We start from the raw sequence: 21,735 nt of genomic DNA on the forward strand, positions 1-21,735 counted from the left end.
CCCGGGTACTACGAGAGCTCGGCGTCGGCGTCCTCGTCGTCGAGCGGCACGGCCCGCTGCTGCTCGACCCAGTCGCCCTCGCTGACCGGCTGCTTCGCCGCCGCGAGCGGCTGCGGCGCCTCGTCGTCCTCGTTCGGGTCGACCGGCGCCAGCTGCTCCAGCCGGTCGGCCTCGGGGATCTCGGCCTCGGGGTCGTCCCCGCGACCATTGAAACGATCGGCGGTCATCTCCGCTCCTTCCGCTCGGCGCGTGTTCTCGGATCCGGGGGTACCGGCACCCTACTCGAAGGCCCCGGGGCCCATGCCTGCGATGTAGGCGGCCTGCGCCACGTGCTCCGCGGCATCGACCGAGATGCTCACGAGGCGCGAGGCCCGCGTGACGGGCGGGTCCCAGCCCTCGTCGACAACCTCCGCGAGCGCCGCATCGTCGAGCGATTCGAGGTAGGCGATCTGCGCACCGACGACGGCGCTCAGGTGCTCGAGCAGCAGCTCGGGATCGCCGACCTCGACGGCCCGCGCCTGCCGGGCGGTGTGGCCGTACCCCATCTCGTGCGGCCCGAGGTCGAGGGCGAAGCGGCGGTCGAAGCCGTCCGAGAGCCAGACGGTCTCGCGCCCCGACAGCGCCGCGAGCTGCTCGTCGAGCTCGCGGGCGGCGTGCCACAGCAGCCACGCGATGGAGTTGTCGTGGTGCGGATGCGCGTTCAGCAGCTCCGGGGTCAGCGATCCCCTCAGCATCTCGGCCGCCCGTCGGGGGCGGTCGGCCAGATCCTTGAGTATCTCGGTGGCGTTCATACCGGCCACGATAGGCGCGGATCGCGATCTTCGCCAGTGCCTGCGGGTCAGCCGCTCCCGCCATTGTCGTCGGGCTGCGCCGGCCGGGACCGGCGGCCCTAGTGCAGGACGAAGGTGAGCAGCAGCAGCGACTCCTCGTCTGCCTCCACGGCGCGCCTGGCGGCCGGAACCTCGAGCAGGTCGCCGGCGCGCAGCTCGTGCACCGATCCGGTGTCGAGATTCAGGAAGCGCACCGCGCCCTCGACCACCAGCAGCGTCGCCTCCCCCGGATTGTCCTGCTCCGGCAGCTCGCACGCGACGCTCCGCGGGGTCACAGGGTTCGTCCGGACGCCGCCGCGAGCAGCCCGTGCAGCCGCTCCTCGAGCGCCGGCACGCGCGGGTCGGTGACGAACCCGTCGATGCGCGAGATGCCGCGGTCGACGAGCACCTCTCCGGCCAGCGGTCCCGGAGCCGAGGGCAGCACGAGCACGCGGTCGGCGAGACGCAGGGCCTCGCGGATGTCGTGCGTGATGAGCAGGATGCTCCACTCGTTGAGCCGCCAGATGCCGAGCAGCCAGCGCTGCAGCTCGTCGCGGGTGATCGCGTCGAGCGCGCCGAAGGGCTCGTCGAGCAGGAGCACGGGGCGATCCTGCACCACGGCGCGCAGGAACGACACCCGCTGCCGCATGCCGCCCGACAGCTGCCGCGGGTACATCCGCTCTGTGCCGACGAGCCCGAACGGCTCGAGCAGCCGCGCCACCCGCTCTCGCGCCTCGCCTCGCGGCACCCCCGCCACCTCGAGGCCGACGCCCGCGTTGTCGACGATGCGGCGCCAGGGCAGCAGCACGTCGCGCTGCGGCATGTACGCGAAGGGGCGGTCGCGAACCGGCACCGGTGCGCCGCCGAAGCGGATCTCTCCGACGTCGGGATGGAGCGCACCCGTGAGGATCGAGAGCAGCGTCGACTTGCCGCTGCCGCTCGCGCCCACGAGCGCCACGATCTCGCCGGGCGAGATCCCGAACGAGACGCGATCCAGCACGCGCCGCGCGCCGAGGCTCACGCCCAGCCCGCGCACCTCGAGCGCCCCGCGCGCACGCGCCGCCGCGCTCACCGCTCGCCCCCCTGCTCGATGCGCAGCCAGGGCGCGCAGCACCGCTCGATCAGCACCACCGCGGCGTAGAGCGCGAGGGTGAGCACGGTGCTCATGAGCACCGCGGCGAGCACGAGGTCGGTGCGGAAGACGTTCTTGGCCGACTGCATGTAGACGCCGAGCCCGGCCGCCGCGCCCGCATACTCCGCGAAGATGGCGCCCACCACGGCGTAGGTGATGGAGATGCGCAGCGCCGAGAAGAACGAGGCCGTGGCGGCGGGCAGCCGGATCACGCGGAACACGATGGCGCGCCCGGCGCCCATCGAGCGCAGCAGGTGCTCGGCCTCGGGGTCGGCTGAGCCGAAGCCGCGCAGCAACCCGACCACCATCGGGAAGAAGGTGACGAAGGCCACGAGCAGGATCTTGGGCAGCAGGCCGAAACCGAACCACAGCACCACGAGCGGTGCGAGCGCGATGAGCGGCAGCGTCTGGCTGACGATGAGCAGCGGCAGCAGCGCCCGTCGCAGCGGCTCCGAGAAGTCGAGCAGCGCGGCGGTGGCGAACGCGACCGTCACCGACAGCGCGAAGCCGAGGAGCGTGGCGGTGAGGGTCGGGACCGTGTGCTGCAGCAGCGCGCCGCGCTCGGCGATGCCCGACGCGACGATGCGGGTGGGCGCCGGCAGCATGTCGGCCGGCACCAGACCCGCCGATGACACGGCCTGCCAGATAGCGAGCAGCGCGAGGGACGCGAAAACCGGGGGGATCGCCGCGCCCGCGAGGCGCGCGGCCGTCGACGCCCCCGGATCGGCCCCCCGCCTCCGCATCACAGGTACTCGTCGGTGTAGTACTCGGTCCAGTCGGGCTCCTCGGCGATCCGCTCCCCCCGGGAATCGGTGAGGAAGCCGCCCTCGAACAGGAACGCGCCGAACTGCTCCCAGGCCTCGGGGTCGGCCGCGCCGATGCGCCGATCCTTCGACACGAGGTAGCCGTCCTTCGCCATCAGCTCGGCGCTGCGCCGCACGAGCTCCTCGGCGGCGCCCAGCGTGTCGGGGTTGGCCTCGATGAGGATCTGCGCGGCCTCCTCAGGGTACTCGGCCGCGTAGGCGTAACCGCGGGCGACCGCCTGCACGAAGGCCTTCGCCTGCTCGGGGCGCTCGTCGAGGTACTTTCCGCTCGAGATGATGCCGATCGACTGCTGCTCGGGCACCCCGTAGTCCTGGTAGCGGAAGGCGCGGTACGGTCGGCCGTCGATCTGCGCCTGGATGTTCTCCCACGTCGACACCGACAGGGTGAAGTCGATGCGGCCCCGCGAGAGCGCCTGGTACGCGCCGGTGTCGAGCACCACCTCCTCGAACTCGCCCTCGCCTCCGTCGCCGCGGATGGTCGACGCGGCGAGCGCCGAGTACAGCGGCGCCCCGAAGCCGCCGAAGAGGCGCCCGTCGAGGTCGGCAGGGCGCTTGAGGTCTTCGCGGTCGCCCGGCACCACGAGCCGCCCCGTGTCGGTCTGCGTGACGCGGTACACCGAGATCACGTCGAGGCCCGAGGTGCGGGCCATCTGCACGCCCGACTGCCCGCCGATGCCGAAGTCGGCCTCGCCCGCCGAGACGAGCTGCGCGGCCGAGGTGGAGCCGTAGGGCAAGATCTTGACGTCGAGACCGGCCTCGGCGAAGTAGCCGAGCTTCTGGGCCACGTAGACCCCGATGTGATTGGTGTTGGGCGCCCAGTCGAGCGCGAAGGTGACGGGTGCGAGCTCGCCGGCGGCCTGCCCGGCGGGCGGCGAGCTCGCACATGCCGTGAGCGCGAGGGATCCGGCGAGGAGCGCGGCCGCGGCGGCCGTGCGGGTGAACGTGTGGTGGCGCATGAAGCGTGCCCCTTCTGTGATGGACGGGCACGGGTTCGTAGAGTGTCTCCCTGCGCTGGCATGATCCAGATCAGGTTCGACGGTCGAAGGTTGATGACCTTCCTCTCAGCCCGGCCTACCGGACTCCCGTGTGCCCCACATGCTAGCAACATTGCGTCGCGGCGCGCGACGCCCTTCCCCTATCGTGGTGGGCGTGACCACGCCGAACGAAGCCGCAGCTCCCGACCCCGCCGTCCCCGATCCGGCGCCGATGACCCCGCAGCAGTACGGCGTGGGCGCCCGCTTCACCCTGTCGGTGTACGACTCCGACTACGTCGCGATCATCCTCGGAGCCCTCGCGGCGGCCGACCCGAGCGGGCTGACCCTCGAGACGAACGACATCTCGACCTTCGTCGCCGGTGCCGAGCAGCGGGTGGTCGCATACGTTCTCGACGTCGTCGCGGGGGCGGCGCGCAGCGGGGCGCACCTGTCGGCGTCGATCCTGCTCTCACGCGGCTGCCCCGGCGAGCTGCAGTGCGCGCTGCCTCCCGGAACGGCGGCGCTCGCGGCGGATCCGGTGTCTCTCGAAGCGACCGGCGTGCGCGCCCGCGCCCACTGGTCGCTGTACCCGCTGCTCGACGCCGCCGCATCGCCGGACAGCGCGCCCGCCGACCACATGGCCCCGATCTACGCGGCGATCGAGCGCGCGAAGGCCGAGGGCGTGTACTCCGGATCGGACCACTACGCCACGCGACTCGACGGCGACCTCGCGGCGGTGCTGCAGACCGCGGCGAACGCCTGGATCGGCGTCGGCCGGAGGGTGCAGCACGTGGTGACGCACCTCACGGTCTCCGTCAACAGCCCGTCGCCGATCCGGGACTGACGCGATGGCGCAGCGGCAGATGCACCTCGTGGGCATGGTCAACCCGCCCACCAGCCAGTACGCGGAGAACTGGCGCGATCCGCTGGGACGCGCCGACTGGCTCAGCGGACGCTTCCACGCCGACCTCGCCCGCACGCTCGAGCGGGGCCTGTTCGACCTCGTGTTCTTCGCCGACGCCCTCGCGGTGCCGGAGGACCGGGAGGGCGGCTACGCCTCCACCCTGCGCACGGCTGGCAAGGGCAGCATCTACCTCGACCCGATCGCCCTCGTCTCGCTGGCGGCGGGCGCCACGAGCCGCATCGGGCTCGGCGCGACCGTCTCCACGAGCTTCGTGCCGCCCTACGCGATCGCGCGGCAGCTGCTCTCGGTCGACCATCTCTCCGGCGGGCGCGCCGCCTGGAACGCTGTCGCGCGGGCCGCTCACGCTGCCCCGCAGCCCGCAGGGGCACCCCGTGCTCATGCAGGCGGGGTCGTCGCCGCGCGGCCGGGCATTCGCGGCGCGCTGGGCCGAAGTGGTCTTCGCGATCGGCGACACCGAGGAGGGCATGCGCGAGCTGCGGAGCGAGCTGCGGGAGCGGGCCCGGCTCGACCACGGCCGCGATCCCGACTCCATCCGCGCACCGCGGCGCCACCGGCAGCGCGGGCTTCGAGGACATGCTGGCGTCGGTGAGCGATCGGCGCGGCTTCACGGTGGCCGACCTGGCGATCGAGCAGGCGCTCAACCAGCTGCACCCGCAGGTCGTCGGCTCCCCCGCCACGGTCGCCGGGCACCTCGAGCACCTCTTCCGGGGCGAGGCGGCCGACGGCTTCGTCGTGTTCCCGGCGCTGCACCACTCCTCCTTCGAGGACTTCGTCTCGGGCGTGGTGCCCGAGCTGCAGCGGCGCGGCGTATTCCGCTCGGCGTATACGGGTGCCACGCTGCGCGACCATCTGCGGGCCTGAGCCGGTCGCCGCGGCCCGCCGACCGCGGCCGGTCGTGTCAAGCCCCTCCCGCGCGCTCGGATTCGCGACGTATATTGAAGCATGCCCACCAGGATCCTCTCCATCGGCACCGCTGTGCCCTCCGCCCGGCTGGAGCAGCCGAAGACTCGCGACTTCTTCGCGTCGCAGCCCGGTGTCGGCCGGCTCACCGCCCGCCTCATCGGGGCGGCATTCGACCAGTCGGCCATCGACACCCGCTACTCGGTGATCGGCGAGATCGGATCGGGCGGCACGCTCTTCTCGGACGACGGCGAACTGCTGCGCGTGCCCAGCACCGGCGAGCGCAACGCCGTCTACCGGCGCGAGGCGCCGCCCCTCTACGCGGCCGCGGCTCGCGACGCGCTCGAGCGGGCGGGCTTCGACGCCTCCGAGGTGACGCACGTCGTCACCGCCTCTTGCACGGGCTTCTTCGCCCCGGGCCCCGACTACCTGCTGGTCAAGCAGCTGGGCATCCCGCCGACGGCCGAGCGCACCCACATCGGCTTCATGGGGTGCGCCGCCGCGTTCCCCGCGCTGCGAACGGCGACCGCGATCAGCGACGCCCGCCCGGGCGCGGTCGTGCTCGTCGTGTGCGCCGAGCTCTGCTCGCTGCACATCCGCTCGTCGAGCGACCCCGAGCAGATCGTAGCCTCGGCAGTGTTCGGCGACGGCGCGGGCGCCGCGATCGTCTCCTCGGCCGAGCCGAGGGGCGGGCGCGCGGCGCTGCGGGTGGACGGCTTCTCCACCGCCATCACCTCCGAGGGCGAGCGCGACATGGACTGGACCATCGGCGACAGCGGCTTCGAGATGCGGCTCACCGCCGAGGTGCCGCGCATCATCGGGCGCGAGATCGCGGCGGTGGTCGAGAACATGCTGAGCGGCGCCGATCCGCACGCCGACGTCGACGCCTGGGCGGTCCACCCCGGCGGGCGCAGCGTGCTCGACCGGGTGCAGAGCGGCGTCGGGCTGCCGGACGAGGCGATGGCCCACTCGCGCGCCGTGCTGCGCGACTTCGGCAACATGTCGAGCGCCACGATCCTGTTCATCCTGCAGCGCATCCTCGCCGACGACGCCTTCGCCGAGGGCGCCCGCGTGGCGGGGCTCTGCTTCGGCCCGGGGCTGACCGTGGAGACGGCGCGCCTCACGCTCGGCAGGGGCGCCGTGTGAGGCTCTCCGCGCGGGACGAGCGGCTCGCGGAGCTGATGGACGATCCGGACTGCGATCCGGATCGCCTGCGCCGCACGCTGCGGGGGTTCCGGGTGGTCAATCGCGTCGTCTCCCGCTGGGGGCGGGTCTACCGCTCGCACCTGCGCCCGGCGCTCGCGGGCGGCGGCACCGCGCGCATCCTCGACATCGGGTGCGGCGGCGGCGACGTGCTGCGGCGGCTGGTGCGGCTCGCGCGGCGAGACGGCTTCGGGGTCGAGGGCGTCGGCGTCGATCCGGATCCGCGCGCGCTCGAGGCGGCCCGGGCCGGTGAGCGCGTGGACGGGGTCTCTTTCCGGCGGGCCCTGAGCCGCGAGCTGGTCGAGGCCGGCGAGCGCTTCGACATCGTCGTCTCGAACCACCTGCTCCACCACCTGGGCGGGAGCTCCGCGGGCGCGGATCCGCTCGCCGGCGTGCTGGCCGACTCGGAGGCGCTCGCGACGCGGCTGTGCGTGCACTCGGACATCGCGCGCGGTCGCGTCGCATACGCCGCCTTCGCGGTGGGATCGGTGCCGCTCGCGCCCGGCACCTTCCTGCGGGTCGACGGGCTGCGCAGCATCCGTCGCAGCTACACCCGCGAGGAGCTCGCCGCGCGGCTGCCCGAAGGGTGGCGGGCGGAGCAGCCGGGCCCGTTCCGGCTGCTCGCGGTGCGCCGCGGCGGGGCGGCGATGTGAGCCCGGCGGTGCACGACGTCGTCGTCGTGGGCGCCGGGCCGGCGGGCCTCTGTCTCGCGGGCGAGCTCGGCCGCCGGGGCATCGACGTCGTGATCCTCGAGCGCCGCGGCGATGCGGAACCGGGTACGCGAGCCATCGGCGTCCACCCGCCCGCGCTCGCGGCCCTCGAGCCGTCGGGCGCCACCGAGCGCATCCTCGCCGCCGCCGCCCGCATTCCGCGCGGCATCGCCCGCTCGAGCGGGCGTACGATCGGCGAGGTGCGGTTCGACCGGATCGGCTCCCGCTTCCCGTTCGTCGCTGCGGTGCCGCAGGCGGTCACGGAGGCCGCGCTCGAGGCGACGGCGCCCCCTCCCGACCGGGGCTCCGAGGTGCGGGGCATCGCCGAGGTGCCGGGCGGCGCGGTGCTGCGGGTGCGCGCGAGCGGCTGCGGCGCGCGCGACACCGAGATGCGCGCGCGGATCGTCGTGGTGGCGGCCGGCGCCTCGGGACGGAGCCTGGTGCTCCCCCGGCTGGGCCTGCACGCCCGCGACTACACCGACCGCTACCTCATGACCGACCTGCCGCACGCCCCCGGTCAGCCCGAGGGCACCGCCGTCGTCACGCTCGACGCCGCGGGCGTGCTCGAGTCGTTCCCGCTGCCTCGGGGCGGCCGGCGGCTCGTCGCGTGGGACGGCGCGGGGGGCGGGCGCGACGCCGGAACCGGCGCGCATCGCGCCGAGCGCCTCCGCCGGGCGGTCGCCGGGCGGTCGGGAGACGCCGCGCTCGCGGAGCTGGTGGGGACGGCGACGGCCTTCGGGATCCGGCGCTCGCTGCTGCGGAGGATGCGCAGGGGACGCCTCCTCGCGATCGGCGACGCCGCGCACGAGGTGAGCCCGATCGGCGGGCAGGGCATGAACCTCGGGCTGCTCGACGCCGCGACGCTCGCGCCCGCCCTCGCGCGGTGGCTGCGGCGCGATGAGGGAGACTCGGAGGCCGAGCGGGAGCTCGCGCGGTGGGAGCGGGATCGCCTGGCGTCGGCGCGCGCGGCCGCGCGGCTCGCGGGCCTCAACACGGCGCTCGGGCGGCCGCGGTCGCCTCGCGCGCACGCGGCCCTGTGCGCCGCGATCGGAGCCGCCGCGCGGGGGCCCGGTGCGCGGCTGGCCGCCCGGGCCTACACGATGGGCTTCGACCGGGGCGCGGGGCGGGGCGGGCGCTGCGCCCGCTGATCCGGCGTCTCGCGTGAGGCTACGCCATGAGCGGCCGGGAATCCAGGCCCTTGCCGCACGCTCCGGGTCTCCGCAGCATGGTGGGGACGATCACCCGCAGAGGAGAGGACGACATGCACGAGAACTCGACCGATCAGCTGACATTCCAGAACCCGGTGACGCGGTTCCCCGATATCTCGCCGCCCGTGCAGGATCAGCCCGAGCCCGGCCTGGACCGGGAGCTCGTCCCCCGGACCGATCGCGGCCGGCGCTCGTACCGCGGCACCGGGCGGCTCGAGGGCCGGAGGGCGCTGATCACCGGCGCCGACTCCGGCATCGGCGCGGCAGTGGCGATCGCCTTCGCCCGCGAGGGCGCGGACGTGGCGCTCTCGTATCTTCCCGCCGAGGAGGCGGACGCGCAGGAGATCGGGGCGGTCATCGAGGAGACCGGGCGGCGGGCCGTGCTGCTGCCCGGCGACCTCTCCGACCGCGACGCCTGCGAGCGCCTCGTCGCCGACGCGGTGGAGGCTCTCGGCGGTCTCGACGCCCTCGTGAACAACGCCGGCAAGCAGATCTCGGTGGAGGACATCGCGGATCTCCCCGACGAGCAGTGGACGAAGACCTTCGAGACGAACATCCACGCGATGTACCGCATCACCCGCGCGGCGCTGCCGCACATGCCCTCCGGATCGACGATCGTGAACACGACGTCGATCCAGGCCTACAAGCCGTCCGCGCACCTGCTCGACTACGCCTCGACGAAGGCCGCGATCAACAACTTCACGAAGGGGCTGGCTCAGCAGCTCGCACCGCGCGGGATCCGCGTGAACGCCGTCGCCCCGGGGCCGATCTGGACGCCGCTGCAGGTATCCGACGGCCAGCCGAAGGAGGCGCTGCCGGAGTTCGGCAAGGATACCCCCCTCGGCCGCGCCGGTCAGCCGACCGAGCTCGCGCCCGCCTACGTCTTTCTGACCTCGCCGGAGTCGAGCTACGTGCTGGGCGAGACCCTCAACGTCAACGGCGGCACGCCGTCGCCGTGACCCGACGCCGAATCGCGGCGCGGCGGGGACGGCGGGGCCGTCACCCGATCCCGATCCGGGTGTCGGCGAGATGGCGGGCGATCTCGGCGAGCGCATCGTGCCCCGCCGCGTCCTCGGCGATGCGGCGGGCGTTCGAACGGTAAGACGGGTCGGCGAGCACCGCCTCGACGGCGCGGCGCACGGCCGCGGGATCGGGCGCCCCGGTTCCGAGGTCGACACCCGCGCCGGTCCAGGCGACGCGCGCCGCGACCTCCGGCTTGTCCTCGGTGTCGCCGGCCACGACGAGCGGCACCCCCGCCGCGAGCGCGGCCTGCACGCCGCCGAAGCCGCCGTTGGTCACGAAGACGTCCGTGCGCGGCAGGAGCGCGTCGTAGGAGAGGTAGCGCTCGGCCCGCGCGTTCCGCGGCAGCGGGCCGACGGAGTCGACGGGCCGGCCGCCGGCGGTGACCACGACGGTCACGTCGCTATCGGCGAGGGCCTCGAGCGTCGGCCGCACGAGGCGCCCGAAATCGTGATTATCGATGGTCCCCTGCGTCACGTGCACCACCGGGCGCCCGCCGTCGAGCTCCCCCCACCACTCGGGGATCGGCGCGTCCGACCCCGCCTGCGGGAGCACACCGACGAAGCGCGTGTTCGCGTCGAGGTCGGGCCGCCGGTACTCCAGGCTCGCGGGGCCCGTCTGCAGGAATCTGTCGAAGCGCCGCGAGGCGTCCATGATGAACCCGGAGAGCCGGGCATCGCACGCGCGGAACGCCCGCGCCCCCGCCCGCTGGGTGGGGCGGAAGATCACGCGCCGTGCGATCGCGTTCATCGCGGAGTAGCGGAGGCGGCCGACCGTGCCCTCGGCGGGGGGCAGGGCCATCCCGTGCGGACCGAGCACGCGGGACGACTGCGTGAGCGGCGTGACGCCGAGGCCGAGGATCGGCGGGCGCCGCCCCGGGCGCGCGAGCATCGGAAGCACCCCGCCGAAGGCGCTGTCCACGAGGATCGCGTCCGGCGAGACGGCGTCGATCGCCTGGCGGATCGTGCGGTGCTGATCGGGGATGGTCTCGACGAAGATCGTGCGGATGTCGTACTGGGCCCGCTGCACGCCCCGATAGCGCTCGCGGTCGGGAAGGTAGGTGTCGGGCAGGCGGTCGTCGTAGTCTGCCGAACCGAGCAGTGCCATGAAGCGGGATCCCGACGCCTCGACGCGCTCGCGAAACCGGCTCCCGGTCACGACGGTCACCCCGTGCCCCTCCCCCGCCAGGTAGGCTGCGGTTTGCAGGACAGGACCCGCGTGGCCGTGGATCGGGTTGGAGGCGAGCAGATACGTGGCCATACGGGCCTCCATTCGTTAGATTAATACTCTAACCATACTCGAGGAACCCCGTGACACCGAGAAAATACTCATCCCCCCTGCGCCGGGCCGAGGCCGAACGGACGCGACTGGCGATCCTCGACGCGGCCGCGGCGCTGTTCTCAAGCGAGGGGTATCCGGCGACCACGAAGAAGGGCATCGCCCAGGAAGCCGGCGTCTCGGTGCAGTCCGTGCACCTCGCCGGCTCGAAGGCGGCGTTGCTCGTCGCGGCCTTCGAGCGCACGTTCGCGGGCGACGAGGGCCGGCACAGCCTCAGCGAGCGCCCGCAGATAGCCGAGATCATGTCGCGGAGCGACCCCGAGGACGCCGTGCGGGGGTGGCTCGACTACGTCGCGCAGGCCAACGCGCGCACGGCCGGCCTCGTGCGGGCGATGACCGTCGCCGCCGAGACCGACGCGCTCGCCGCGGAGGCCGTGTCCGATCTCGAGGCTCGCCGGCGCTCCGACATCGGGCTGGCGGCCGGGTGGCTGGTCGAGCGGGGGATGCTCTCCGGCGACGAGATCGAGCAGGCGACGGACGAGCTGAACCACCTCGTCGGACCCGAGACGTACGCGTTCTTCGTCACCCGGTCGGGGTGGCACGAGGAGCGGTACCGCCGCTGGCTCGAGGTCACGCTGCGCGGCCTGCTCGAGCGGTGGCGGGGCGCCCTCGAGGCGTCGCCGGCCGCGCGTCCTCCGCGCGCGCGGCGCGCCGCCGCCCCCCCGTGAGCCGCCCCGTCGTGCGCCGCCCCGTCGTGCGCCGGCGCTCGCGGCGTGGCGCCCCGCCTCGCCTCGCCTCGCCTACAGGATCTGCCGCAGGTTCGTCTTCGCGAGATCCACGATCTCGTCGCCGCGGCCCGAGAGCACGGTGCGCAGCGCGTAGAGCGTGAAGCCCTTCATCTGCGCGGCCGAGATCGAGGGCGGCATCGAGAGCTCCTGGCGATCCGTCAGCACCTCGATGAGCGCGGGCCCCGGGTGCGCGAACGCGTCTCGCAGCGCGGGCTCCAACTCGTCGGACTCCGCGACCCGCACCGCGTGCAGGCCGATCGCGCGGGCGACGGCCGAGAGATCCGGATTCTTCAGCTCCGTGCCGTAGTTGACGAACCCGGCGGCCTTCATCTCCAGCTCCACGAAGTTCAGCGACGAGTTGTTGAAGACCACGATCTTCACGGGGAGCGGCGCATTCTGATCCAGCGTCAGCAGCTCGCCCAGCAGCATCGCGAGCCCGCCGTCACCCGCGAGCGCGATCACCTGGCGGTCGCGGTGCGCGGCCTGCACGCCGATGGCCTGCGAGACGGCGTTGGCCATCGACCCGTGGCTGAAGGATCCGATGAGGCGGCGGCGGCCGTTCATGGTGAGGTAGCGGGCGGCCCACACCACCGGCGAGCCCACGTCGGGGATGAACACCGCGTCGTCGGCCGCGAGCTCGTCGACCAGCCGGGCGACGTACTGCGGGTGGATCGGCTTGCCCTTGCCCGCCGGGGTGGCGAGCTCGTCGAGGCGTTTGCGGGTCTTGCGGTAGTGGTCGACGGAGCCGTCGAGGTGCGAGCGGCTGCGGCGGTGCTTCAGGAGCGACAGCAGGGCCGTCGCGGTCTCCCCCACGTCGCCGACCAGCCCGAGGTCGAGCGGGGTGCGGCGGCCCAGGTTCTCGCCGCGCACGTCGACCTGGATCTTGACCGCCTTCTCGGGGAAGAACTGCCGGTACGGGAAGTCGGTGCCGAGCATGAGGATCGCGTCGGCCTGCTCCATGGCGCGGTAGCCGGAGGCGAAGCCGAGCAGGCCGGTCATGCCCACGTCGAAGGGGTTGTCGTACTCGATGCGCTCCTTGCCGCGCAGGGCATGCACGACGGGGGCGGCGAGCCGGTCGGCGAGCGCGACGACCTCGTCGTGCGCGCCCTCCACGCCCGCCCCGGCCAGGATCGTGATCTTCTTGGCGCCGTCGAGCAGCTCGGCAGCGCGGCCGAGTTCGCTCTGGCTCGGGATCACCCGCGGCCGCGACGGGGTGATGGTCGTGACGGTCTCGTCGACGGCGTCGGCCAGGGCGACATCGCCGGGGAGCACCACGACGGCCACGCCCCTCTTCTCGATGGCGGTCTGCATGGCGATGCGGAGCACGCGCGGCATCTGCGCCGGGGTGGCGACGTGCTCGACGTAGACGGAGCACTCGCGGAACAGCTCCTGCGGGTGGGTCTCCTGGAAGTAGTTGGAGCCGATCTCGTCGCTCGGGATGTGCGCCGCGATCGCCAGCACGGGCACTCGTGAGCGGTTGGCGTCGAAGAGGCCGTTGATGAGGTGCAGGTTGCCGGGCCCGCAACTGCCCGCGCACACCGCGAGTCTGCCCGTGGTGGCTGCCTCCCCCGAGGCGGCGAAGGCGGCGGCCTCCTCGTGCCGCACGTGCACCCACTCGATGTCGGAGGTGCGCAGCGCGTCGGTGAAGCCGTTGAGCGAGTCGCCGGGGATGCCGTAGACGCGCTCCACCCCGTTCGCGGCGAGGGTATCGACGATGTTCTGTGCGACGGTGACCATGGTGGGCCTGCCTTTCTGCTCCGGTGGTTCCATCCTTGCCGGGGCGGCGCCGGTCGGGCAAGGGGCGCACGTGGGGTGGCGCTGCTCGTGCCGACGGTGGTAGCGGCGTTGCCCTGGGGTGCCGCGCGGCGGCAGGATGGGACCGTGACCACTACGTTGCTGCTGATCGCGGACACCCACGTGCCGGCGCGTGCCAGGCGGGTGCCGCAGGATGTGCTCGACGCCGTTTCGACGGCGGACGCCGTCGTGCACGCGGGCGACTGGGTGGACGCCGCGACGCTGGATTTGCTCGACTCCCGGGCGCAGGTGCTCTATGGCGTGCACGGCAACAACGACGGCCCCGAGCTGCGGGCGCGGCTGCCGGAGGTGGCCTGGTTCACGGTCGAGGGGCTCTCCGTGGCCGTCATTCACGAGACGGGACCTGCGAGCCGCCGCGAGGAGCGCATGGACGACGCCTTTCCCGGCGTCGACCTGCTCGTGTTCGGCCACTCGCACATCCCCTGGGACACCGTGACGCCGGGCGGCGTGCGGCTCCTGAATCCCGGCTCCCCCACCGACCGCCGGCGCCAGCCGCGCTGCACCATGATGCTGGTGACGGTCGACGGGCGCGAAGTCGAGGTGGAGCTGGTGACGGTGGATCGGGATCGGTGACTCGTCTCGTTCGGCCGTTGCGCTCTCACTGCGGGTGGTGCGTCTCCCCGCTCTCGAGCATGGCGAGAATCCGTGCGAGGCGGTTGCTACGCGTGGTGGCGTTCGACGCGGTCATGAGCCGGTGCAGGATCGCGTAGCGGTTGGCACCGTTCAGCGACGCGAACATGGTCGCGGCCGTCTCGGATGCGGCGAGCGCGGCCGCGAGATCCTCGGGAACCTCGGCCTTCGCCGATCCGGCATAGGCCCGATCCCAGCGCCCGTCGGCTTGCGCCCGGTCGATCTCGGCTTGGCCGTGATCCCGCATCCTCCCCTGCGCGATCAGCTCCTCAACGATGCCGATGTTGCGCTGCGACCACATCGACGCGCGCCGGCGCGGTGTGAACCGCTGCCGGAATGTCGCGGCGTCGAGGCTCCCCTTCTGCCCGTCGATCCACCCGCTGCACAGCGCCTCCTCGAGAGCCTGCGCGTAGCTCAGCGTCGTCGGCTCGGTCGTCCCCTTCTTCGCGAGCACCAGCCAGACCCCGTCGGAGGTGCCTTCGTTGGCGTCCAGCCAGGCGCGCCAGGCCGCGGCGTCGGGAACGGTGAGGAGCGGGGGTAGCGACGAGGCCATCCGGTCTATCGTACAGCGAGCTGCTTGCGGGTGAGCGCGACGTAGCGGCCGTCGCGGATCGCCTCGGTTATGTAGGGCCCGTCCTCCACCACCAGTACGCGCATGGCCTCCATGCTACGAGTCGCGGCGTGTCGGGAGCATATGCAGAATCGCCTACGCCGATGCAACGGCGGGCGGCCTTGACTGGCGGCATGAGCATGTTCACCTCCCCGCCGCGGACCGGTCGCCGAGCGCTCCAGATCGCCGTCGCCGGCCTGCTCCTCACGGCGGTCGCCGTCGTCGGGGTCGTCACCGGGGCCGACGGGGTGCTCCCCGAGGGAGCCAGCGCGTTCGGCGTCGCGTTCGCGGTCAACCGCGGCTGGCGCTCGACGGAGCTGCAGGCCCGGCTGCTGCGCGAGGCGATCGCCGAGTACGGCTCGGAGGCGGAGGCCGCGCGGTGGGTCGCGTCCGTCGGGACCTCAGCCCACGTGTCGGGCGACGCGGTCGACATCGACGGCTCCGACGCGGTGTCCTGGCTCTCCGGCTCGGGCGCCGCGTACGGGCTGTGCCAGGTCTACGGGAACGAGCCCTGGCACTACGAGTTGCGCCCGGCGGCGGTGCAGCAGGGCTGCCCGGCCCAGTACGCCGACCCGAGCGAGGATCCGCGGATGGGCTGAGAGCGGAGGACTTCGCTTCGCTCACAACGCGGGGTTCCCGGGGTTCTGAACGAGTTGTCCACAGATCGGACTCTCCCGCTCTCATCGGGCGCACGCGTGCCGTAGAGTCGTTCTCACACGCCCCGTAGCGCACCGGAAGACAGGAGGCTCTCGCGTGTCGAACGAAACGATCGCTGTCATCCTGAGCGCGCTCGGCCTGCTGGTAACGCTCGGCGGCGGAGCGGCCGCGGGCCTCGCGTGGGTGGTGCGGCGGATCGACGCCCTCGACATGAAGCTCTCCACGCGGATCGACGAGGTGCAGATGAAACTCTCCGCGCGGATCGACCAGGTGGAAAGGGACGTGACGGAGGTCAAGATCACCGTCGCCCGCATCGATGGGCGATCGCAACCGCCCCTCATGCTCACCCGCTGACCCGGAGGCCCCTTGCGCGCCGCGTCCGCGTTGTCCAGGGGGTGGCCGTGCGGCGCCGACAAGGCCTACCGTGAACGCATGGATGAGCCGATCGCACTCGTATCGCCCGAGCAGCTGCCCGAGGAGATTTCGACGCGGTTCCCGCTGGAGGGCGTCCCCGTGGCTGTGGAACCGGAGGGCAGGCGATCGTCGCGGTTTCCCGGGCTGGGCGTGAGTCTCGCGCAGCCCGAGGTCTCGCAGGGCGCGACCTGCGCTGTCACGGGTCACGAGCCTGGCGGATCCTTCATCGACCCCCTCGCCCTGCTCCGCGAGGTCGCCCAGCGACCCCAGCACCCGCAGCGCCCACAGAACCCCACGGAAGGGAGCACCCCATGACTCGATACTTGTGCGCAGAGTGCGGCGCCGAGGCGGTGACGGTCTCGCCCGACGGCAACACGGTGCCCGAGGGCGCCGAGATCATCGTGCCCGACGTGACGCACTGCTCCGACCCCGCCTGCGCCAAATCCGATCCGCACGGCACCGTGCCCGGCGACTTCGTGCGCGTCGACGCGCCTACGGGTCAAGACTGAGAAATGGACACGCGCGAGCAAGCGCTGCGGGTGGGCGGGCGACGGATCCGGGTCTCGAACACGGACAGGGTGCTCTACCCCTCCACCGCAACCACGAAGGGCGACGTGATCGCCTACTACCGCGCGATCGCGAAGACCATGCTGCCGCACTGCCGGGATCGGCCGGCGACGCGCAAGCGCTGGCCCGACGGGGTCGGCCCCGACGGCCGCGGCGATTCGTTCTTCCAGAAGAATCTGGGCGGCTCGGCTCCGGACTGGGTGCGCACGGCCGACATCCAGCACCGGGACCACGTCAACACCTATCCGCTGGTGAACGACGAGGCGACGCTCGTGTGGCTCGCCCAGCTCGCGTCGCTGGAGATCCACGTGCCGCAGTGGCGCTTCGACGCCTCCGGGCGGCCCGGCCGCCCTGATCGGCTGGTGTTCGACCTCGACCCCGGCGAGGGCGTGCCGCTCGCGCAGTGCGCGAGGGTGGCATTTCTGTTGCGGGACCTGCTGCGCGCCAGCGGGCTCACCGCCGTGCCGGTGACGAGCGGCAGCTCGGGCATCCACCTGTACGCTGCGCTCGACGGCACGCTCACCTCAGACGAGGCCTCGTCGACCGCGCACGAGTTCGCGCGGTCGCTCGAGGCCGATCACCCCGACCAGATCACCGGCTCGATGAAGCGTTCGCTGCGCCCCGGGCGCGTGTTCGTGGACTGGAGCCAGAACAGCGCCGCGAAGACCACGGTCGCCCCGTACTCGCTGAGGGGCAGGATCCGCCCCACCGTCGCCGCGCCCCGCACCTGGCGCGAGCTCGCCTCTCCGCACCTGCGCCAGCTCGAGTACCGCGAGGTGCTCAGGCGCGTGGAGAAGCGGGGCGATCCGCTCGCCGCACTGCTGTAGCGCTCCGGAGCGCGGCCGGCCCGTCTCGGGAGCCGCAGCCGCCACGGCATCCGGCGCCGATCGCGATGCCGCGCGCCTTCGGGGCGCGGGTCACGCTTCGGGAGCGGTCGATGACGGAGACGGGTACCGGATCGCGGCTCTGACGGCCTCGTGCTGGCTGAGGTTGGAGGAGAAGGGAAGATGGGGACGACCTGCTCGTCCGGTTCTTCGGCAATCGGCGTTCCCGCGAGTTATCCGCCGAGCACGCTCTCAGGGCGCACCCGCTTGAGCTGTTCGAAGGGCCGCCGCAGCAGGTCCGGCTTGCCGCCGCTGTCGGGCAGGTGCTCGACGATGCTGCGCCAGGATCAACGCCCTTTCGGCACCCGGGCCTTGGAACTCCGGCGCCGCGGTGGCGGTCCTCCATGCTCCCAGTCAACCTGCGTCCACGAGCCCTCCACTAGCGGCAGCCGCGCGGGATCCTGCAGGATCGCGACCCGCTCCGAACTGTAAGGATGGTCCTTGGGGTTGCGTCTCCATCTCGATCTTCGCAGCGGTGCCCCTACGTCGCGGTGCGCCAGATCGCGTGCGCTCTGGGGATGCCAATCTCCCCGCTCACCAGCGCGTGGAGCCTCTTGACGGGCGTGCCGGGCCAGGACGAGGTGGCCGGAGAGCCATAAGGAAGAGGCGGACTTGCCCACCCGGGATACCATGGCCCCGTGCCCTCCCCTCATGTCTCGGTGCTCCTCGCCGATATCACCACGCTCGAGGTCGATGCTGTCGTGAACGCCGCGAACAATCGGATGCGCGGAGGCGGAGGCGTCGACGGCGCCATCCACCGAGCCGGAGGACCCGCGGTGCTCGAGGAGTGCATCGCCCGCTTCCCGAACGGCCTCGCCACGGGCGACGCCGGCTACACGACCGCGGGCCTCATGCCCGCGAAGTGGGTGGTGCACACCGTGGGCCCGAACTTCACGGCGGGCCAGACCGATCGGGCGCTGCTCGAGTCCTGCTACCGGCGCTCGCTCGAGGTGGCCGACGAGTTGGCTGCCCGCAGCATCGCGTTTCCGTTGATCAGCGCCGGAATCTACGGCTGGCCGCTCGAGGACGCGGCGCGGGTGGCGGTGCGAGCGGTTACGAGCGCGAGCACTCGGGTCGAGGATGTGCAGTTCGCGGCGTTCAATGAAGAAGCATACGGGCTATTGCTAGCGGAGGTGGAGGACCTGAGTTGAGGACTCGAACCAAGAACAACTGAGGGGCTCTGGCGATCCGGGTTACCCCGCGCAACTCGCTTGATCCGCGGATTTACGCGGTTCTTACGCCATCACTCTACCGGTTGCTCCGTGTTGATACGACCCCACTCGGGCACCTCAGAGGGGTTTAGGACCCCGTTTCCGACACCGCGCAGGTAAGGGGTATAGCTCATTGCCTTTGCAAGTCGCACTACTCGCCCCAATCGATCTGCAGGCGAGTCGAACCAGCAGCCGCTTGACTCATCGCTGAAATTCCGGCATCATGCCACGAGCCTCAGGCGGAGGGAAGCCTGGCCAAGTCTTTCGCTTCAGGTCACACTCAAATAGAGTCCATACATGGCGAACGTTTCGAACGACCTACCTGCGATACAGGTTTTCATCAGCTATGCACGAGAAGACGACGCAGCCTTCTCCTTTGCCGATCCGTTAAAGACGACATTGAAGCAACTGATCTCCGGAATGTCAGGGCGTACGGCCGAAGTATTTCTCGACCGCGACGATATTCCACTCGGCGAGAACTGGAAAGAAAAGATCGAGAATGGCGTTCGCAACTCGCTCGTTTTCGTCGCCGTATATACGGGCAACTATTTGCGAAGAGAACCCTGTCGCGATGAGTTCTTCTTGTTCCTCGAGCAGTCAAGACAACTTGAGGTGCAAACTCTTCTCATACCCGTTGTCTGGCTGGGTTTCGACAGCCTTTTACCAGAAGGCGAAGATGAGATTTCTGACTATGTGCGCACTCATCAAGCCGCGGACTTCAAAGAAGCATGGGTGGAGGGAACTGCATCCGCTCCATTTAAACGAAACGTACTGAAGATCGCGGAAAGAGTGCTGCAAGTCACCTCCCAAGTAGAAGATACGCTCGCAGCAAAAGAAAGAGATGTTGTCGAACGATCTATTCAAAGGGCCTCGCCCCAAGAAGTGACGGAGGCCCAGTCAGGCGCATCAAACCTGAGCGTACGTCAGGACCCCGACGATGAGGTCGAGGATGAAGATGATGATGGCCTCTTTGAGCTGAGTGAAATGATGAATTCAGACCTTCAGGTCATGACAAGAGAAGCCGAGTTGCTTGGAACAGCCATGCAAGGGCTAGGCACGCTCCCGGATCCACCGAAAGATGCTTCTTCGTCCCCCGCTGCGGCAACAAAGTACATGATCTTGGCCGCAAACGCCATGAGAGATCCCGCGAAGGAAATAGAACAGCATGGCTCAAAACTCTTTCAAGCAACCCGGCGATGCGACGCTACCCTGAGGAGGATTGTTCGCGTTGCCGATGCATCGGGCTCAGAAGAGATAAGAAACAATCTTTACACTTCACTCGCACCGAATATCAAAACACTTTCAGAACTCTCGGCTGTAGACGACCAGTTGAATAGCTTGCTGGAGAAGATGCGCGGCCCGGAAGCTCTCAGTGCGTCTGTTCGTAAAGCCGCAAGGCCCGCTCGCAGAGGAGTTACATCAGTAAGAGATGCCCTTTCGCTAATATCTGATTGGCCGACCCTCGTAGATAGCCTTAACGAATCGCCGTCTCCCTCGAAAGCATAGCTTTCTACTCAAGACGATTTAGTCTCGAGTATTCCTGCGCCGCCTAGAGTCTTGGCGAACTCACGCGCACCGCTTCGTGCCAACTTCGATAGCAATACATCCAGTTCGACTGGCGGCTGCGTCATCGCAGCGGCTTGTTCTGCAACAACGCGGCGTGTTACCGAGGGATTGAGATCGTACTGATCGAGCAAGAAATCATCTAGCCGAATGGCCTCAAGCCCGAGAGGCGCCAGGGTCGTTGGAGGGAAGTCTTTGGTGTTCTCTGTGATGATGGCATCCGCTCGGCCACGGAGCGCCGCAGCAACGACATGTCTATCATCAGGGTCGGGGAGGTCGATTGCTTGCTCGAGTGATTCCCAACCCTCGACACCGGCATCTTCGAATGCTTCATCCATCGATCGGAATCGGCTCAGGAATCGGCTTTGATCGACATCGGGATGGATTCGTTCGAGTGCTCGAAGAGCTTCATCCACGACACGGGCCGACCACAGCGGACGGAACGCCCCGGAGTCGGCCAGACGCAGCAGCGTGTCGCACGGCGCGATCGGCACCAGCACACATGCGTCGAGGAACGCGGTGAACCTTGCCACCAGTTACGACCTCCGCGCCTCAGCAAGCGCCTCACGGTAGGAATCTGCATCAACGTCGTACAGACCATCCTCTGTAGCCTGCCGTGTGAGCTCATCCAAACGACTGCGTCGATCTGCTCGCTTGCGCTCGCGATAGGCCAGCACGTCATGCAATCGAAGCCGGCGGTGCCTCGACTCCCCCAACCGTTCGAAGGGTAGCTCATGATCGTCCAGCAGCCGAACGAGTGTGTTTCGGCTCACTCCCAGGAGATCAGCCGCTTGCTGCGTCGTCAGCTGTCGATCAATCGGCTCAACACTCACCGACGCACCGCGCTCCATCGCACTGACAACTTGCCTGAGCACCTCATAGGCGGCCAGCGGCAGTGGAATCTGCTCACCGTCGGGGCCGAGCAGCACTGCGGGTGTCGAGTGGTTGTCGAGAAAGCGGGCAAGCTCCAGCATCTCGCTGAGGTCTTGGGGCGCTTCAACGACTTGGGGATCCCTTGTGGTTCGGCTGATCGTCGTACTCATGCCACTCATTATCCCTCAAAACGCTCAAATCGTCCATATCGGGCAAATCGTTCAGCACGCCCCATCTCAGGATGACGTTCAATGACGGATCCGAAACGGTCACTTCATCGCACCCTCCTCATTGTCACGCCTCTTGCAAACAAGGAGCTCCACCGTCGCCCGTACCAGATTTCGCTCCTCTCGTGCGCCAGTTTCGCCTCCCCAGGAAGCCGGTGCTTACGGTGGCGCCACACGCTTGCAAGACGCGTGACAACCTGTTGGAGTGAACCGCGGGAAGGCGTGAGAGGGCTGGGCATGCGCCGCGACGACGCGGCTCGGCGAACCTTCTGGAAGCGAACTCCAGAGTGACGGGAGTGGTTATGCACCTGAATAGTGACCTACTCAGGGATCTGATCATTCGTAGAAGCAAACGCCGTCAGGAGACCGCCCAGTATCGACTCCTCGTCAGCGCGCACACCGATACCACCACAACCGCAGCGGGCCGCGCACCGTTCACCTCACTTTCGGCGACCGTGCAAGTCGGACGATGCCGATGATGAATCGCCGGGGGTTTGGTGCCGCTGTTATGCG

General features: G+C 70.3%; 27 protein-coding genes and 1 riboswitch. Of the genes, 16 read left to right on the plus strand and 11 right to left on the minus strand.

Translation table 11 applies throughout. The annotated features are described in order from the left end of the window. Positions 1-8: 8 nt before the first annotated feature. From D1J51_RS18010 to D1J51_RS14135, 6 genes are all read right to left on the minus strand, one after another. Positions 9-227, minus strand: a complete 219-nt coding sequence (locus D1J51_RS18010) for a hypothetical protein (RefSeq protein ID WP_162903855.1) — start codon at positions 225-227, stop codon at positions 9-11. A gap of 51 nt (positions 228-278) precedes the next feature. Further along, positions 279-791, minus strand: coding sequence for a mycothiol transferase (locus tag D1J51_RS14115; RefSeq protein ID WP_119076224.1), 513 nt, complete (start codon positions 789-791; stop codon positions 279-281). A gap of 98 nt (positions 792-889) precedes the next feature. Beyond that, positions 890-1,105: a cupin domain-containing protein gene (locus D1J51_RS14120; RefSeq protein ID WP_119076226.1), complete on the minus strand. Its 216-nt coding sequence runs from the start codon at positions 1,103-1,105 to the stop codon at positions 890-892. Beyond that, a complete protein-coding gene (locus D1J51_RS14125; protein ID WP_119076228.1) occupies positions 1,102-1,881 on the minus strand; it encodes an ABC transporter ATP-binding protein in 780 nt (259 codons plus the stop codon). The genes D1J51_RS14120 and D1J51_RS14125 overlap by 4 nt, the downstream gene beginning before the upstream one ends. Beyond that, on the minus strand, positions 1,878-2,684 hold the full coding sequence (locus tag D1J51_RS14130; protein ID WP_119076230.1) for an ABC transporter permease: 807 nt from the start codon (positions 2,682-2,684) through the stop codon (positions 1,878-1,880). The genes D1J51_RS14125 and D1J51_RS14130 overlap by 4 nt, the downstream gene beginning before the upstream one ends. Continuing rightward, entirely contained in the window at positions 2,684-3,721 is a 1,038-nt protein-coding gene (locus D1J51_RS14135) for an ABC transporter substrate-binding protein (RefSeq protein ID WP_119076232.1), read from the minus strand. Before D1J51_RS14135 ends, D1J51_RS14130 begins: the two co-directional genes overlap by 1 nt. A 30-nt stretch (positions 3,722-3,751) precedes the next feature. After that, positions 3,752-3,861: riboswitch (TPP riboswitch) on the minus strand. 53 nt (positions 3,862-3,914) lie between these two features. On the opposite strand from D1J51_RS14135, the gene D1J51_RS14140 reads away from it, so the two are divergent. From D1J51_RS14140 to D1J51_RS14165, 7 genes are all read left to right on the plus strand, one after another. Next, the gene (locus D1J51_RS14140) at positions 3,915-4,583 is read left to right on the plus strand and encodes a Ykof family thiamine-binding protein (RefSeq protein WP_240423297.1); all 669 of its coding nucleotides are present in this window, start codon (positions 3,915-3,917) and stop codon (positions 4,581-4,583) included. Positions 4,584-4,587: 4 nt separating this feature from the next. After that, a complete protein-coding gene (locus tag D1J51_RS14145; protein ID WP_240423299.1) occupies positions 4,588-5,253 on the plus strand; it encodes an LLM class flavin-dependent oxidoreductase in 666 nt (221 codons plus the stop codon). Then, on the plus strand, positions 5,250-5,525 hold the full coding sequence (locus tag D1J51_RS18460) for an LLM class oxidoreductase (RefSeq protein ID WP_240423301.1): 276 nt from the start codon (positions 5,250-5,252) through the stop codon (positions 5,523-5,525). Before D1J51_RS14145 ends, D1J51_RS18460 begins: the two co-directional genes overlap by 4 nt. 81 nt (positions 5,526-5,606) lie before the next feature. Beyond that, positions 5,607-6,710, plus strand: coding sequence for a type III polyketide synthase (locus D1J51_RS14150; protein WP_119076236.1), 1,104 nt, complete (start codon positions 5,607-5,609; stop codon positions 6,708-6,710). Next, a complete protein-coding gene (locus D1J51_RS14155; protein WP_119076238.1) occupies positions 6,707-7,420 on the plus strand; it encodes a methyltransferase domain-containing protein in 714 nt (237 codons plus the stop codon). The genes D1J51_RS14150 and D1J51_RS14155 overlap by 4 nt, the downstream gene beginning before the upstream one ends. Next, positions 7,417-8,625: an FAD-dependent oxidoreductase gene (locus D1J51_RS14160; protein WP_119076280.1), complete on the plus strand. Its 1,209-nt coding sequence runs from the start codon at positions 7,417-7,419 to the stop codon at positions 8,623-8,625. Before D1J51_RS14155 ends, D1J51_RS14160 begins: the two co-directional genes overlap by 4 nt. A 113-nt stretch (positions 8,626-8,738) precedes the next feature. Continuing rightward, on the plus strand, positions 8,739-9,644 hold the full coding sequence (locus tag D1J51_RS14165) for an SDR family oxidoreductase (protein WP_119076240.1): 906 nt from the start codon (positions 8,739-8,741) through the stop codon (positions 9,642-9,644). Between the two features lie 40 nt (positions 9,645-9,684). Here the strand turns inward: D1J51_RS14165 and D1J51_RS14170 are convergent, their stop codons facing one another. Then, complete coding sequence (locus tag D1J51_RS14170; protein ID WP_162903856.1) at positions 9,685-10,965, minus strand: nucleotide disphospho-sugar-binding domain-containing protein; 1,281 nt, start codon at positions 10,963-10,965, stop codon at positions 9,685-9,687. 50 nt (positions 10,966-11,015) lie between these two features. Here D1J51_RS14170 and D1J51_RS14175 point away from each other — a divergent pair, with 50 nt between their 5' ends. Beyond that, complete coding sequence (locus D1J51_RS14175) at positions 11,016-11,711, plus strand: TetR/AcrR family transcriptional regulator (RefSeq protein WP_119076244.1); 696 nt, start codon at positions 11,016-11,018, stop codon at positions 11,709-11,711. Positions 11,712-11,783: 72 nt separating this feature from the next. On the opposite strand, the gene poxB is transcribed toward D1J51_RS14175, so the two are convergent. Then, complete coding sequence (gene poxB, locus D1J51_RS14180) at positions 11,784-13,508, minus strand: ubiquinone-dependent pyruvate dehydrogenase (protein ID WP_119076247.1); 1,725 nt, start codon at positions 13,506-13,508, stop codon at positions 11,784-11,786. Between the two features lie 144 nt (positions 13,509-13,652). On the opposite strand from poxB, the gene D1J51_RS14185 reads away from it, so the two are divergent. Next, on the plus strand, positions 13,653-14,159 hold the full coding sequence (locus tag D1J51_RS14185) for a metallophosphoesterase family protein (protein ID WP_119076249.1): 507 nt from the start codon (positions 13,653-13,655) through the stop codon (positions 14,157-14,159). A gap of 25 nt (positions 14,160-14,184) precedes the next feature. Here the strand turns inward: D1J51_RS14185 and D1J51_RS14190 are convergent, their stop codons facing one another. Beyond that, entirely contained in the window at positions 14,185-14,769 is a 585-nt protein-coding gene (locus tag D1J51_RS14190) for a YdeI/OmpD-associated family protein (protein WP_119076251.1), read from the minus strand. A 191-nt stretch (positions 14,770-14,960) separates the two neighbouring features. Between D1J51_RS14190 and D1J51_RS14195 the strand changes: the two genes are divergently transcribed. The 7 genes from D1J51_RS14195 (at position 14,961) to D1J51_RS14225 (ending at position 20,065) form a co-directional block, all read left to right on the plus strand. After that, positions 14,961-15,425 carry a D-alanyl-D-alanine carboxypeptidase family protein gene (locus D1J51_RS14195; RefSeq protein ID WP_240423303.1) on the plus strand — a complete coding sequence of 155 codons (465 nt, stop codon included), beginning with the start codon at positions 14,961-14,963 and terminating at the stop codon, positions 15,423-15,425. 154 nt (positions 15,426-15,579) lie between these two features. Beyond that, the gene (locus tag D1J51_RS14200) at positions 15,580-15,837 is read left to right on the plus strand and encodes a hypothetical protein (protein WP_119076255.1); all 258 of its coding nucleotides are present in this window, start codon (positions 15,580-15,582) and stop codon (positions 15,835-15,837) included. A 78-nt stretch (positions 15,838-15,915) separates the two neighbouring features. After that, the gene (locus tag D1J51_RS14205; protein WP_162903857.1) at positions 15,916-16,212 is read left to right on the plus strand and encodes a hypothetical protein; all 297 of its coding nucleotides are present in this window, start codon (positions 15,916-15,918) and stop codon (positions 16,210-16,212) included. Next, positions 16,209-16,406, plus strand: coding sequence for a hypothetical protein (locus D1J51_RS14210; protein ID WP_119076259.1), 198 nt, complete (start codon positions 16,209-16,211; stop codon positions 16,404-16,406). Before D1J51_RS14205 ends, D1J51_RS14210 begins: the two co-directional genes overlap by 4 nt. A gap of 3 nt (positions 16,407-16,409) precedes the next feature. Beyond that, positions 16,410-17,291, plus strand: coding sequence for a non-homologous end-joining DNA ligase (ligD, locus tag D1J51_RS14215; RefSeq protein WP_119076261.1), 882 nt, complete (start codon positions 16,410-16,412; stop codon positions 17,289-17,291). 695 nt (positions 17,292-17,986) lie between these two features. Further along, entirely contained in the window at positions 17,987-18,499 is a 513-nt protein-coding gene (locus D1J51_RS14220; RefSeq protein ID WP_119076263.1) for an O-acetyl-ADP-ribose deacetylase, read from the plus strand. 357 nt (positions 18,500-18,856) lie between these two features. Then, the gene (locus D1J51_RS14225; protein ID WP_119076266.1) at positions 18,857-20,065 is read left to right on the plus strand and encodes a toll/interleukin-1 receptor domain-containing protein; all 1,209 of its coding nucleotides are present in this window, start codon (positions 18,857-18,859) and stop codon (positions 20,063-20,065) included. Between the two features lie 8 nt (positions 20,066-20,073). On the opposite strand, the gene D1J51_RS14230 is transcribed toward D1J51_RS14225, so the two are convergent. Together D1J51_RS14230 and D1J51_RS14235 are read right to left on the minus strand one after the other, a co-directional pair. Continuing rightward, the gene (locus D1J51_RS14230; RefSeq protein WP_119076268.1) at positions 20,074-20,655 is read right to left on the minus strand and encodes a PIN domain-containing protein; all 582 of its coding nucleotides are present in this window, start codon (positions 20,653-20,655) and stop codon (positions 20,074-20,076) included. Positions 20,656-20,658: 3 nt separating this feature from the next. Continuing rightward, on the minus strand, positions 20,659-21,165 hold the full coding sequence (locus tag D1J51_RS14235) for a helix-turn-helix domain-containing protein (protein ID WP_119076270.1): 507 nt from the start codon (positions 21,163-21,165) through the stop codon (positions 20,659-20,661). Positions 21,166-21,735 lie beyond the last annotated feature (570 nt).

The sequence above is a fragment of the Leucobacter sp. wl10 genome, assembly GCF_003569785.1.
GTDB lineage: Bacteria > Actinomycetota > Actinomycetes > Actinomycetales > Microbacteriaceae > Leucobacter.